Source organism: Occallatibacter sp., assembly GCF_049582745.1.
In the GTDB taxonomy this organism is placed as follows: domain Bacteria; phylum Acidobacteriota; class Terriglobia; order Terriglobales; family Acidobacteriaceae; genus Telmatobacter.
On record NZ_JBAUUO010000064.1, the window covers coordinates 95758 to 110056 of the forward strand.

At 59.9% G+C, this 14299-nt stretch carries 10 protein-coding genes; 4 read left to right on the forward strand and 6 right to left on the reverse strand.

All coding sequences use genetic code 11. The features are described from left to right. Positions 1-86 precede the first annotated feature (86 nt). Together WCA10_RS10545 and WCA10_RS10550 are read right to left on the reverse strand one after the other, a co-directional pair. On the reverse strand, positions 87-2204 hold the full coding sequence (locus WCA10_RS10545) for a radical SAM protein (RefSeq protein WP_472822475.1): 2118 nt from the start codon (positions 2202-2204) through the stop codon (positions 87-89). A 249-nt stretch (positions 2205-2453) separates the two neighbouring features. Beyond that, complete coding sequence (locus WCA10_RS10550) at positions 2454-3488, reverse strand: hypothetical protein (RefSeq protein WP_472822476.1); 1035 nt, start codon at positions 3486-3488, stop codon at positions 2454-2456. 289 nt (positions 3489-3777) lie between these two features. Here WCA10_RS10550 and WCA10_RS10555 point away from each other — a divergent pair, with 289 nt between their 5' ends. From WCA10_RS10555 to WCA10_RS10565, 3 genes are all read left to right on the forward strand, one after another. Further along, a complete protein-coding gene (locus WCA10_RS10555; RefSeq protein WP_472822477.1) occupies positions 3778-4017 on the forward strand; it encodes a hypothetical protein in 240 nt (79 codons plus the stop codon). Then, the gene (locus tag WCA10_RS10560; protein ID WP_472822478.1) at positions 4017-4817 is read left to right on the forward strand and encodes a septal ring lytic transglycosylase RlpA family protein; all 801 of its coding nucleotides are present in this window, start codon (positions 4017-4019) and stop codon (positions 4815-4817) included. The genes WCA10_RS10555 and WCA10_RS10560 overlap by 1 nt, the downstream gene beginning before the upstream one ends. Before the next feature lie 136 nt (positions 4818-4953). After that, positions 4954-8097, forward strand: coding sequence for a VWA domain-containing protein (locus tag WCA10_RS10565; protein ID WP_472822479.1), 3144 nt, complete (start codon positions 4954-4956; stop codon positions 8095-8097). A 6-nt stretch (positions 8098-8103) separates the two neighbouring features. On the opposite strand, the gene WCA10_RS10570 is transcribed toward WCA10_RS10565, so the two are convergent. The 4 genes from WCA10_RS10570 to WCA10_RS10585 form a co-directional block, all read right to left on the reverse strand. Next, positions 8104-8307, reverse strand: coding sequence for a hypothetical protein (locus WCA10_RS10570; RefSeq protein WP_472822480.1), 204 nt, complete (start codon positions 8305-8307; stop codon positions 8104-8106). A 194-nt stretch (positions 8308-8501) separates the two neighbouring features. Next, entirely contained in the window at positions 8502-9077 is a 576-nt protein-coding gene (locus WCA10_RS10575; RefSeq protein ID WP_472822481.1) for a hypothetical protein, read from the reverse strand. Positions 9078-9404: 327 nt separating this feature from the next. Next, positions 9405-11072, reverse strand: a complete 1668-nt coding sequence (locus tag WCA10_RS10580) for a metallopeptidase TldD-related protein (RefSeq protein WP_472822482.1) — start codon at positions 11070-11072, stop codon at positions 9405-9407. After that, positions 11069-12850: a TldD/PmbA family protein gene (locus WCA10_RS10585; RefSeq protein ID WP_472822483.1), complete on the reverse strand. Its 1782-nt coding sequence runs from the start codon at positions 12848-12850 to the stop codon at positions 11069-11071. Before WCA10_RS10585 ends, WCA10_RS10580 begins: the two co-directional genes overlap by 4 nt. Positions 12851-12958: 108 nt before the next feature. Between WCA10_RS10585 and WCA10_RS10590 the strand changes: the two genes are divergently transcribed. Next, on the forward strand, positions 12959-14299 hold the full coding sequence (locus WCA10_RS10590) for a M48 family metallopeptidase (RefSeq protein ID WP_472822484.1): 1341 nt from the start codon (positions 12959-12961) through the stop codon (positions 14297-14299).

The following is a 14299-nucleotide window of genomic DNA, read 5'->3' on the forward strand; positions in this document are numbered from 1 at the left end:
AGAAAGGCCGTCCCAAGCAGGACGGCCTTTCTGGTGAAAGAACCAAGGTTCAGAGGTTCAGAACTACCTCCCCAGGAAGATACTGATTAATCGCCGGCTACGGGCTCTTTTTCCGTGTGCCGGTTGATGGGCGAGGCGGCGTTGTTTGAGGCGGGGCGGATGGAGTCGAGGCTTACGAGGCCCTCGACCGGCTTTTCGCCAAGCACGTGCTCGCGATAAAGCTTGGCCATCTTGGCGTTTTCCGCGTCCGACTTGATCTTGGTATCGCGGGCGCGAATTTTTTCTTCGCGAGCGTTCTTGGCGATGCCGAGGTTGTCGAGGGTGTGGTTGGCTTCAGAGTTCACGTGCTCCATGTTGAGCTTGAGCTCGTGGCCCACGTAGTTCATGCCCACCTTTTTGCCACCGGCGAAGATTTCGTGACGGCCGTGCTCTTCGTACCACTTGGTCAGAGTCGCGGTCATGTGCATCTTCTCGATGATGTTGCGCCAGCCCACGCCGGTGTTGTACGCGCAGAAGCTGATTTCGCCTTCCTGCGTGGCGTAGGGAATGATGCATTGCTCAGTGCGGCGGAAGTCGTAATTGAACAGGTCCTGGAACCACATGCCGGCGATGAAGAGGAAATTCCATCTATCCGACCGGCGCTTCTCAATGTCCTTCATGGTGCGGTCACCCTTGACCGAGCCGTAATCGCGTCCGGTGGCGTTGAAGGTCTTGTCCATCTTTTGCAGCATGTCGGTGATCTTGAAATGGGTGGGTGCCTGGAAGGGATCGTAGTTGCGCAGCAGCGCGAGTCCGAATCCGAGTACCGACATCCACTTGCCGCGTGCCGCATCGTTGACCTTGGCCAGATCCTTGGCAACCTGGTCCATGTGCAGGAAGGCGGTGACGGGCGCCGCTTCCTTGGTTTCCTTGTCGATCATCAGCGCCATGCCGATGCCGCAGTTGGGGTGGCATCCGCAGGAAAGCTGTCCCCACTCTGCTGTCGGCCCGTGTACCAGATCGGCCCAGTCAGAGAAGGTGGACATGAACGAGATGGGGAACCAGTCGCGCTCGGGAACGCCGAGACCAACCTGATTCTTGACGTCGTGCGCCATGTGCGAGAGCGTGTAGCGCTGCGCCAGACGGCGCTCTTCGCTGATGTCCTCGTCGCGGCCGGTGAACGAAACAGGCTGGAAGCTCAGGAAGCTGATCTTCTTCGGATTGTCGAGTGCAAACTCGATAATGCGGCCGACTTGCTCGTTGTTGATGCCGTTGATAATGGTCGTCACCGGGACGATGTCGACGCCGGCTTCATGCAGATTGTTGATGGCCTGCAGCTTTACATCGAACAGGTTGCCGACCTTGCGGTGCGAGTTGGCAGCGTTGCCGATACCGTCGAACTGAAGATAGACGTAGCGCAGACCGGCTTCGGCAGCGGCGCGGCACAGCTCTTTCGACTTCGCAAATTCAATCCCGTTCGAAGCAGCCTGCACCGAGTTGTAGCCAACCTTGCGCGAGTAGGCGACCGCGTCAAGGAAGTAAGGCGACAACGTGGGCTCGCCACCGGAGAACTGAACGCTCATCTGCCGCTTGGGTTTCATCGTGATGGCGTTGTCGAGCATGGTCTTGATTTCGTCCCACGTAAGTTCGTGGACGAAGCCGACCTGGTTGGCGTCCATGAAGCACGGGTCGCACATCATGTTGCAGCGGTTGGTGAGGTCGATGGTGAGCACCGAGCCGCGGCCATGGGTGACGGTCGAGGTGCCGTGGTTGTGGAGCTTCTCGTCGCCCTTGCCGTGGGCGCGAATGTCGCGGCCAGGGAAGCTCTCTTCGAGGTGCTTGAAGAAGGCGGGGTCGATCGACATCACGTCTTCGAAGTGGCCGTGCTTGGGGCAGTCCTTCACCATCAGGATCTTGCCGTCGCGCTCGATGATCTGGGCCTTGATTTCGCCGACCTTCTCATTGAGCAGCACTTCATGGGGCAGCTTGCCATCCAGAATCTGCTTGCGAATCTCGGGGACGCACTTGGGGCAGAGCGAGTCTGTCGTACGGGGCCAGCCCAGCGGGGGCTTCTCTTTCTGATAGCTCTTCAGGAGTGGCTTATCGCTCCATTTGGGGGTAAACGACGCGTTGGGGCTGATGCGGTTCAACCGCTCATAGACCACCCACGCGCCCTTTGCCGCGTATACCGCGGTTTTCTCGGCGTACTTCATCGCTTTGGACATATTGGTGCGATCTCCTTAAGAAAGAATGCGCTGGACTTTCGATGGGGTTCGGCCACGGTACCGCCGGAACCTGAAAACTCAGTACAAGAGTAATGAGGAGGGCCCGTCAATCCAACCGGGGTGCAGCGAACGGGGATATGGGGGGGTGAATGGCGATTGGAGGGGTTCGAATGGGGTTCGGCACGAGGATTGGCTGGGGTCCTGCAAAGGCTTGAAGGTGCAATGGTTTACCCGGCAGATTCCCGCATTCTAAGGCGCTCCCGCGGGCTCGGTGTGAGCAACCTGGTTGATGATCTCCTGCACCAGGACGATGCGGACGTGGATGCGACGGGCCAGATCGGGCAGGAATTCGGTGATGAAGTTGTCTGTGGGGGCAACGGCGAGCCCGAAGGCATAGCGTCTCGCGGTGGAGGGCAGATTCGTCTTTTCGCCAGGGACGTAGAGGTTGGCAATCTCCAAATCGATGGGGAAGCCGACGAGGTCTGCATAGTTCAGCATGCCCTTGCCGTTATCGCCTTGCGTCCAGAAGACCTGGGCAACGGCGTGGAAAATCCGGCGCTTGACGGTGGCTTGCGGCATGCGGTGGTAGTGCGGATCCTGGTGAACGATTGACGGAATGAGGAATGTGCCGAAGAACTCGCCGGTCATATCTTCGCTGTAGCTGACGCCGACGACTTTTGCGAAGCCGTGCATTCCGGGTCCGTAGTCGGAATGCGAGTCTGACCCGACAGCGATGGCGGCGTTGCCCAAAATGGTGACAGCGTTGAAGGGATCGAGCAGGTTCTTGACTGCGAGCCGGGCCTTTTCCTTGGGGGAGAGGGGTTTGACTTCGGGCCCGTTGATGAAGCGCTGGTAGAAGTTGATCAGGGGCTGCGGGGGGCATGGAGGCAGTTCGGGGGGCGCGGCCACCTGGGCTGACGTTTCGCCTGCCGAGGTTGGCGCTGTCGGTTCAGGGGGAGCAAAGCCGGCAACCGCTGCGATGAAGCCGGAGCCGGTTTCGGTGAGAGCAATGCCGGCCGACTCGCTCTTGGGAATCAGGCGGCATGGGCCCCTCTTTGCATTCGCGTGCTTGATCGCAGGGAGCGGCGCTTCGGGCAGGGAAGAGGCGGGGCTCACGGGATGTGTTTGTGCCGAGGCCTTGGTGGTTGCCGGAACCAGGAGTGACGCAAGCACCACAGCCCGGAAGAAGCGGAGTCGGCGTGCCGGCCTGCAGCGATCTGCAATGTGGCAGTGCAGGCGATTCGCGTCATCCCCGAAAGAGCAGGTGCTCAAAGAACGGGTCATCAAAGAGTAAATCCTTGCGTAATGGAACTTTTCTGGTGCTGATTCGTAGACCACGGAGACCCAACCGGCTCCAAGCTCCTCTTGATCCCAAGGACCGCGATTGTTCTAGTATGTCGGACGCAAAATACTCAGAAAAAGTAACTTGGGAACCTCGAAAGAATTGGCGATTGGCGCTCGATCGGGCTGCTGCGCCTGTTGTTGTGTGAGGCACGGCGCAGTTACGCAAAGCTGCTCGCGGCATTGACGCGGGCAAGGGCGGCATCGAGACTAGAAAGTGAGGTTTGCTGCTATGAGTTCCTATCCTCCTCCACCCCCCCCACCTCCTCCGGGCCCCGGCGTGGGCCACCGCATCGAAGAAGCCATGGAACTGATCGAGATGGAACTGCGCCACGCGATCGAGTATGTGAACGACGCGGTGATTCCGCAGGTTCGCTCCGAATCGATTGTAGCGATGCGCAAAGTGTCGGACACGCTGCGCAATCTCGCGGATCGCATGGATAAATCACACCAGCAGGGTCCCCGGACCTGATGACGGATGGTCAATGCGCGAACGCGCGTCGGGCCGCATGGCTCGCAGTGCTGTCGATGGCCGCCGTCGGGATAACTGCCTGCGGACACAAGCGGCAGCCGCAGCCAGTGCCGCCAACAGCGACCGCTCCGCCGGTGTACAACACGCCTTCGTATCCGGCTCCCGCGCCACGGCCAAGCACGGGCGGCATCCCAATTACGCCTGTTCCTGAGGGAGGCATCAGCGCCGAGGACAAGGAATTCATCCTTAGCCATCGGCCGATTTACAGCGAAGAAGGGCAAGCCACGTGGTACACCGCTCCCTACAAGGGACGTAAGGCCGCCAACGGCCAGGTGTTCAGCGATGGAGCTTTGACGGCCGCGCATCGTACGTTGCCGATGGGATCGCTGATCGTAGTCACCAATCTCAGGACGCGGCAGGCCTCGGCGATGCGGATCAGCGACCGCGGCCCCTTTGTCCCGAATGCAATTCTGGACTTGACCAAGGCGTCGGCGCAGTCGATCGGTATCTGGCCGGGGTCGGGCCGGGTGCGCGTGGACGTGTACGGGACACCCAAGCCAATGGACGTGGGCGGACGCTGGTGCGTGCAGATCGGGCCGTTCACGAGCGCGAGCAAGGCAATCAGGTTCAAGGAAAAATTACTGCGCGACTATGCGGGCTCGCGCGTAATCGAGTTTTCGGGCGAACGCAGTTACTGGGTGCGCATCCGCCCTGAAGGCGACGACCGCGAGCAAGCCGAAGAGATGGCGCGGCGCTTAGAGCCGGACGAGGGCGTGGCCTATCTGACGCGGCTGGATTGAAGAGACAGCCGGATTTCCACGCGAAACGAGACATTCGTGGGGGAATAGCAATGCCCAATCCGTCAAAGATTCGCTGAACCTTGATTGGTCCTTGGTTATCCAAGAAAAAGTGGCAAGGCTTTCTAAAGAGGTTGGGATGCGCAAGCTGGCACTTTTGCTTGCCTTTGCCGGATTCATGCTTCCGGCATTTGGGGCAAAGCGGGTTACGGTTGACGAGTTGGAGCGGACGCTTGCGGCAGCTCAGGGCTTGCCCGATGCGGAGGTCGCGCAGAAGTTGTCGGATCTCGAATTGACCGAACGTTTGAGCAGAGTCCGGTTTGATCGCCTTGAGGCAAGCCTGCACGGAGAGAAGGCGCGGCAGGCGCTCTTGATCCTGGCAGATACGTCGGCCTTTCTTGAACCTCCCGCAGCGGAAATTCCTAACCAGTCCACCCCGGACCTTGCCGCACAGCGCAAGATCATGGCACTGACTGTGCAATACATTTCGCAGACGGTTCACCAGTTGCCGAATCTTTTTGCCACGCGCGTTACCACCAGCTTTGAAGACAAGCCGGCCGCATTTACTGCTCATGGCGGCGCTGCTTCTACCATGTACCTGCCGATTCATTTGGTGGGCCACTCGGCGGTCACGGTGACTTTCCGGGACGGCCGCGAGGTTGTGGAGAAAAGCAAGCTGGACCCGCGGACGCGAACGCTGAATACCTCCGGAGTGTTTGGACCAATACTCGGCACTGTGATTGTGGATGCAGCCCGGAGCAAACTATCGTGGAGCCACTGGGAACAGGGCCAAGGCGGACTGCTGGCGGTTTTCAGTTTTGCCGTCCCAAAGGAAAAATCTCACTACACCATTACGTACGATTCTGTTCCCAACGAACCAAACCCTTGCTCCACCACTCCTCAGACCTTTAGCGAGGTGGTCGCCTATCACGGCGAAATGGTTATCGATTCAGCGAGCGGATCGATTCTGCGCCTGATGCTGCAGGCGGACATGAAGCCGGATGAATTCACCGTCAAGTCCGGCATTGAAGTGGAATACGGTCAGGTCACTATCGGCGGCAAATCTTATTTTCTTCCCGTGAGGAGCGTGAGTTCTTCGCTGGCGCATACTGTACAGGTGGTCGAGGGGGACTGTCCCCTGCTTCAGGAGGGGAAGTGGCTCAAGACGTCGCTGAACGATGTGCTTTTCGAGAACTATCACGTCTTCCGATCGGATGCGACCATACTGACGGACAGTGAAGCTGCGAAATTGGAGAGCCAGCCTGCTCCGGTTCCGAGCGACGATGGCTCGACGCAAACCGAGGGGGCAAACCTTTCTCCGCCAGCCGCTACAACCGCCGCAAACACTCCACCACCATGCAGTGCAGAGGCTGCGTCCCCCGCAAGCTCCGATGCGAATCCTTCGATCGCTTCTCCCGCTGCGAACGCGCCGGCTTCTTCGGTTGCCTCGGATCAGGCGACCGCTGCGGACAATCCTTCGGCGGGAGCCGTGACAACTCCTGCGACGCCCTCGACCGCCGCGACCGGTGTGCAGGCTGCGGAGCAGGAGTCGTTGCTTAACGACATGCCCGTTTACCGCACCAATGCGCGCGACGTGATTGTCGACGTTGTGGTGACCAAGAGCAATGGCGACCCCGTGGAAGGTCTTACCAAACAGGACTTCGAGGTGAAGGAGGACGGCAAGCCGCAAGCCATTGATTTCCTCGAAGAGCACACAGCAACATCTTCGGCGAGTGAAGAGCCACGACCGTTGCCGACTCTGCCGCCGGGCACTTACACGAATGCCCCGCTCGCCCCTGTGGGAGATTCGGTCAACGTGCTTCTGCTCGATACGTTGAACACACCGCAGCAGGATCAGGCGTATGTCCACAGTGAGATCGTCGACTTCCTGAAGAAGATGCAACCGGGGACGCGGATCGCGATTTTTGCGCTGGGATCAAAGCTGCGTTATGTGCAGGGGTTCACGACGGATACCGCAGTGCTGCTTGCCGCATTGAACGACAAGCAGAAAGGTGCAGCGCCCGTAAAGCGGTCGGCGGATCGAGGCGACGGCGCCGACAACGCGGCGGATTTGGAACGCTTGACCATGATGCAGTCCTTTGGCGTTGGATACCTCAGAGACGCGCTGGCCGACCAGAGTTCCTTTGATTTGGGAACCAGAGTTTCGATGACATTCGAGGCGCTCGATCATCTTGCGCTTTATCTGGCGGGCATTCCTGGCCGCAAGAATCTCATCTGGTTTTCGAGTTCATTTCCCGTCGTACTCTTTCCCAGCATTGCGCAGCGTGCGACCATCGAAAAATCCCCCAATATGCGTGGCTACCTGAAGCAGGTCAAAACGACCGCGGATATGTTCACCGCTTCCCAGATCTCGATCTATCCAGTGGGCGCGCAAGGGATGATGGTGGAACACGTGGGCGAAGCCGACAGCGCAGCTCCTGGTGCAGCGGAAGTCAATGGTCATTTCGGCAATCTGGACGATGGCCCGATGAGCAACGGCACGATGACGCCATTGATGGGTGGCGCTGCGGATCGTGCAAACACGATGGCGGCCATGCAGCAACTCGCCTCCTCTACCGGCGGCAAAGCTTACTTCAATACCAACGATCTGAACGGCGCATTGAAACGCGCAATCAACGACGGCGCCCACTACTACACGCTGAGCTATTCCCCCAGCAACGCGAAGATGGACGGTACCTATCGCGACATCGAAATCCATCTCAAGAAGGGTCATTACACGCTGGCATATCGCCACGGATATAACGCCAATGCTGGTTCGCTGGCTGAGACGACAGCGGGAATAGATCCGATGGCCCCGGTGATGAAGCTCGGAATGCCCGGCGCAACGGGAATTCTGTATGGCGTGCACGTGACGCCGATGACGACTCAACCGCCGTCCGGCGCTGCTCGCGCGGGACAGAACTCGAAGCTTGGCGGGGCAACGGTCCGCTACAGCGTGGACTTCTTTGTTCGTCTGGCGGACGTGGCACTTCAGATGGACTCAAAGGGCGAGCACGACGGAAAGATTGAAGTTGGGCTGATGGCCTATGACCGCGATGGCAATCCTGTGAACTGGGACAGAGTCACACTGGGTATGGACCTGCGACCGGCGGAATTTGAAGCGATGCAAAAGTCCGGAATTCCGGTCCACATGCAGCTGGATCTGCCTGATGAAAATGTGAATCTCGTGACCGGCGTCTACGATTGGGGCGGCGGGAAGACCGGATCGCTGGAGATTCCGGTGGAACCGGGTCAGGTGGCACCCGCTTCCGCTGTTCGTTAGAAATTGTTAGTTGCGAACGAACCACCGTGCCAAAGTTCCGCCGATAAGCATGCACATTCCCATGCCGAGGATCACGTAGGCAAACTGGTGTGGATTGATGGGCACTTCCGGAACCGGATGCGGTCCAAGCCAGCGAAGCAGGATGCCGATGAGCATGCAGATGACGCCGCCGATCTGAGCTCTTTCGCCGACACGGATTCGACGCGGCATATTGTCCTCCCTGTCATCTGCATGAGATTCGCGGGATTCGAGCGACAGTATCACATGATTCCTCGCGCACGCGATGCAATAAATGCATCTTGCACGTGGACGCATTTGTAGACAACAAGATCACCGACCCGACTCGGCAGCATTCTGAAGCTGGCTTCGCTAACTCGAGTAGCGGTGAAGGTCCCTGGAGTGTATTACTGGGCTGGTTTTGGCGCGAAGGCGATAGAGATGACTGGATGCACCTCCCAGAGCGTCTTCGATGCCATGCCTTTCTTTCCGCGGCCAGTCGTGTGATCAGGCTTGTATTCGTGATCGTCGTCGTAGAACAGCGCGCCCGTTACGGTCACATACACTGGGTTCTTCATTACATGGACACTGCCGATTTTGGGTTCGGTATTGTGAAGCAGTTTGAGCACTACCCAATCCCGCACTCCCTCCACCTGAGCCGATATCTCTGTGGCGTACTCACCTGAAGGAACTTCCACGATGATGCAGTTGTCATCGGTGGTGGGAGGATTGGAGATCGTGTGTGGCTGCGGGCTGAGTTGAATATGAAAGTCACAATCATCCGCTTCAAAAGCCACGAGGTACAGCCATCCCGAGATGGTTACGAGCTTATTTTCCTTCACCGGTTGATCGTTGATACGACTGGTCCGATAACGCGGGTCATTCGTTTTTACGTCCTGGAGCGGGGGGAGTTTGTCATCGCTGAGCGCATCTGCCAGGGTCATCCTGGTCGTGGGAGCGCCGGCCGGAAGGCTGATTTTCACGGGCCATCTCGCCTTGCCGGGCTGTACACATGGCAGTGGCGCCGCACTGGAATTCAATACGCTGGCAAGAAAACTCAAAAGAGTCATCCAGAAAAATAGCGCCGCTTTCCTCATATGGCTGCTCCATTCCCGATTGGTGGTATCGAAAAAGAGTAATGTAGATCGGTCATCAGCGCAATCTCGGCGTGGTTCGGTGCTGGCCGCCGTTGCATTCTCTACACGATCCTGTGCAGATGGTAAGCAGATCCTTCACTCCGCCTACCCCCAGGACGCGGGTCCATGGGTCCCCCAAAACGCTTCGTTCAGGATGACACTGAGAATTCGGACTCAATCCGGCGGGGGATAGTACGGCAGCTTGTCGTTGGTCTCGTTGGCGCGCTTAACCGTGACGTCGTCGAACAGCAGCGCCGGAGCCAGTACGGTTTCCGGAATGTCGGAGGCGTAGTTGGCCACCCAGAGATTCTTGCCGGCGGCCTCGACGCCTGCACGCAGCGCGCGCTGGTCGAGGTCATCGAGCACGGCTCCGCGGACCAGGGTGCGCTTGCCCTCCATGTCGATCCGGTAGAGCAGGCGCGGTGTCGCTTCGGCGCCGAGGGTTTCGACAAAGTACACGCTCTTGAGGCCGCGATCCTTGCCGAGTTGAATCAGCTTGCGATTCAATTCCTCATCGCTGAGTCCCTGCTGCGCCGTGACCTTCATGACGCCGATGACGGGGTGCGGGGGGCCGGTGACGCCGGCGCGGGCGTGGCCGTTCGATTCGGGAAAGTCGCGCACCGGTGTCCGGCCAATGAGGTAGTTCTCGAGGTGGCCGTCGGCAACCAGCTTCACCGTTTGCGCCGGGACCGCTTCATCATCCACGGAGTAGGCGCCGACGAGATCCTTGCCGTCCCAGGTCTTTAGCGCGGGGTCGTCGATCACGGTGAGAAACTCCGGCATGATGCGCGCGTGGTAGCTCGATGCAAATGGTCCGTTGGTGCGCGCTTCGGTTCCCAGCTTGGGACGCGTGGCGGACACACCTGCGGCAAGCAGCGCGTGGAGAGTGTCGGCGCTGGCGTCGGCGCTGAGCAGCACCGGGCCGTGATACTCCTCTTCAACCAAAGGAGCTTTGCGAAGATCGCTCAATGATGAGATGAGAGCGACGACGTGCTTCTTGAATTCGTCAGGGCTGTCGAGATCGCTCAACGCTATGCCGCTTGTCCCGTAAGACCGATCGAGACGCATGCCGTCGTCGGCCTGCGTGCCTACACCAAAGGTCTCGGAGTAGCTGCTCGCCGACTTGCGCACGATGGCGCCTTCGCTGGAGACGATCCAAGTGGTAATAACGCGCGCGTGGAAGGCCGCGGTCGAATACTGCACATCGCGCTGAACTGCACGGACGGCGGGATCGCTGCGATAGATGCCGCTGTCGCGGGCAACGCGATCGGTCCATGCCGATTCGTCGAGCGAGAGCTTGAGCGGCTCGGCCAGTGAGAGGATGGGCTTCGCCTTGCTGAAGTCGTCGGCCTGCGGAGGCGTCTGCACCTGCTTGAGCTCGGCCTGCTTTTGCGCGTAGGCAGCGAGCGCGGCTTTATAGGCCTGGTCGGTGCCGGTCCAGAGAGCCGAGCGCAAGGCAATGGGATCGTCGTCGATGCTGGTGAGCTGCAGAGCGCCGTCACCGCGGGGGCCGGAGTTGTCGGTCTTGTAATCGCCGACACGCACGCTGATGCGCGCGATGCGTGCGTGGCTGTGCTGCGATCCTTCGGTGGCGCCGTAGGCCGCGCGTGTCTCATAGTCGTCGATGTCTTCAATCCGGTACTCGATGAAGTAGGGCTTCTCGAAGCCGGGCAACTGCAGATGCGCCATGCTGCGATTGAGTTCTTCCAACATGGCCTTGAGTACGGGATCTTTGTCGGCCTCCGCACGCGTGGTCTGCGCGGGGGCCCGGTGCGGTGCGAGGATGGCGGCAGCCAGAAGTCCCGCTGCGAAGAGATTTCCGATGGGGCCCGTGCGCTTCATTGTGCCTCCTTTGTCGATCCGGCCGATGGCGCTCCGGGAATGGCCAGGATCGGCGGGCGCTGCGTGCCCTGCTGCTGGCGTTGCGTTTCAATCTCGCTTACCAGCATGGCCGGGGCGACGGCGCTGACCGGAACGGTGCCCGACTCGGCGCCGCACTCGCCATTAAAGACTTCGCTTTTGTCGCTGGTGGCGAGAATGCGCTTCATGGCGGCAAGCGGCGTGCCCACAATGCTGACGCCGCGGACAAGCTCATCGGGGCGGCCATCGGCATACACGCGGTAGACAACGAGCGGGATGACCTGGAAGGCCTGCGGGGCGCTGCGCGTGGTGACAGCAAAGCCTGAGGAGATGTCTTCGAAATAAAGGCCGTATGCCTTGCCCTGCTTCTTCGCTTCGTCAATCAACTGCGTGCGCAGGTCGGCTTCGGGCTCGGTCTTGGTGGAGGTGACGATGAGGTTGCCCTGGCGCCCGGTGGGCATGCGGCCGGTTTGCGCGCGGCCGTGGCCGTTGGAGGCCGCGAAACTCGCGATCGGCAAACGCGACATGAGGAATGTTTTGAGCACGCCGTTCTGGATGAGTTCGACGCGGCGCGCCTTTTCGCCTTCATCGTCGTAGGTGTAGGTGCCGCTGAGCCAGGTTTTGCCGAAGGTGGTCATGGTAGGGTCATCGGCGACGGAGAGGAACGGCGGCAGGACCTCTTTGTTCAGATCTTTTGTAAACGTCTGGCCTTCTTCGTCGCCGCGCTGGCGCTGGCCTTCGAGGCGGTGGCCCAGCACTTCATGGAAGAAGACGGCGGAGGCGCGGCCGGAAAGAATGGCAGGGCCATCGAACGGCTCGGTGACGGGAGCCTTGCGCAGGGCCTCCAGGCTCTTGCCCAGTTCGCGAACCGCGGCTTCCATCTCCGATTGCGAGGGCAAGCCGTCAACATTTTCAGCTTCGAAGGTCTGGGCGCGGAACAGGTCCATGCCGTCATCGGCGCGGGTTACGGCGAACACCACCACGCGCGCCAGCATGTGCGAGTCAATCACGCGCGATCCTTCAGACGAGGCATAGTAGTCGGTCTCGTTCTGCACGGTGAGCATGGCGAGATTCTGGTAGACATCGGGATATTCGCGGAAGACGCGGCTCAGCGCTTTTACGCGTTGTTCCCAGGCGGTATGGTCGACGACAACCGGCGGCGCTGGTTGGGAGACGGAAACCTGGGGCGACTCCTTGCTGAAGTCGGGCGAGTTGTCTTCTTCCCTGGCGCGTACCTGGGCTTCCGTCTTGACTCGAAGATAGTTTTCAAGCGCGGTGCCATAGCCCGCATTGGTGGCTAGCCACAGAGTGCGCGCCAGCGCAACGCGATCGTCACCCAGCGGCAGCGGCAGGCTGTTGACCGCGGAGGCGCGATGATTGCCATGCGTGTTGTCGAGTTTGGGGTCGCCAATGCGCACCTGCACGTCGGCGATGCGCACATGATTGTTGGTGCTGTCGGCCAGGGCGCCATATTCCGCGCGAATAGTGACGGATGTCGCGTCAGCCACCGAGTAACTGAGGAAGTAGGGCGGCAACAGCTTGTCGGCGTCCTTCTGGTTAGGCCCGGGCTTACCCAGCGACGTGAAGGCGCGCTGCAGTTCGCCGGTCATGGTGTCGAGCAGGACTGGGGAGCCAGCGGTGGCTCCACGGGTGTCGGCGTGCATGGACATCGGCGCGTTCTGGGCAGATGCGGCGATGCAGCCGGCGGCGACGGCAAGAACAACAGAAGCCGTGCTGCGCAAACCGCTTCGGCGAAGCACCGGGTGCCTCTTTAGGGAGACAATGGGGGTGAGCGTTTGTGCTTCTTCAGTTGAAAACATCGGTAAACCTGATTGTCTCAAAGTCGTGCGTCTGTGGAGGGAAATCTGATGGCAATTGTCCGGCGCCCGATGCGCGCAGGTACCGTAGCTGTTTTTCTTCTTCTGCTCACTTTCGCTGCTGTCGCGGCCCAGACGGCCAATGCTGCGCAGAGTCAGCCGCAAGCCGTGGCGAGCCGCAATCAGCCTCACTCTGAGCAGGCGTACGCGCTGCCGCCGGACAAACTTGCCCAGGCCATTGCGCTCAACAAGATCCGCGTGTCGCTGGATTTTGCCGGGTCGCTCTGGGGCCTGATTGTGCTTGGATTGCTGCTGGCTTCCGGTGCGGCTGCATGGTTAGACGCATTTGCGCGGGAAACGACGCGGCGGCGCTGGCTGCAAGGGGTTTTGTTCTTCTCAATACTGTTGGCGATCCTTGCCCTGGTCAATCTGCCGCTCGACGCCATGGGGCATGCGGCCAGCCTGCGCTACAGGATCAGCGTACAAAGCTGGCCGGGGTGGTTGGCCGACCAGGGCAAAGGGCTCGCGGTTTCATCGGGGATCGGGGTGCCCCTCGCGCTCCTCTCTAACTGGATTGTCCGCATTTCGCCGCGCCGCTACTGGCTGTGGCTGTGGATGATCTCGATCCCGCTGATCATGATCGCCGTGTTTCTGGCGCCCATGGTGCTCGACCCGCTCTTCAACAAATTCGAACCGCTTGAGAAAAAGCATGCAGCACTGGTGGGCAAGCTCGAAGAAGTTGTGGCGCGCACCGGCACGGCGATCCCGCCGGACCGCATGTTTCTGATGAAGGCCAGCGAGAAGACTAACGGCATCAATGCGTATGTGACCGGCATCGGATCGAGCAAGCGCTTTGTCATGTGGGATACGACGACCGACCGCATGCCGGACGACGAAATCATGTTCATCTTCGGCCATGAAAGCGGGCACTACGTCCTCAACCATATCCCCACAATGCTGGCCGAATTGGTGGTTGGTCTGTTCTTTGTCTTCTGGGCCTGCGCGCACCTGGCGGAGAGCATGGTGCGCCGCTTCGGCGAGCGCTGGAAAATCGGCCCGGTCGCCAGCCGGGCGGGATTTCTGACGCTGTTCTTCGCCTTTTCAATTGCCGGGTTTCTGATGACGCCGGTGGGCAACGCCGTGAGCCGGCACTATGAGCATGAGGCCGACATCTACGGGCAGGAGGCGATGCACGGGCTGGTGCCCGATCCGCAGAAGACCGCGGTGTCCTCGTTCAATCACCTCGGCGAAGCGTGGCTCGACGACCCCAACCCCAACGCGTTCGTGGAGTTCTGGTCGTACAGCCATCCTTCGGTGCAGGAGCGGGCAGAGTTTGCAGAGCACTACGACCCATGGGCGAACGGCGGACATGGGAAGTTTTTCGTCAAATAG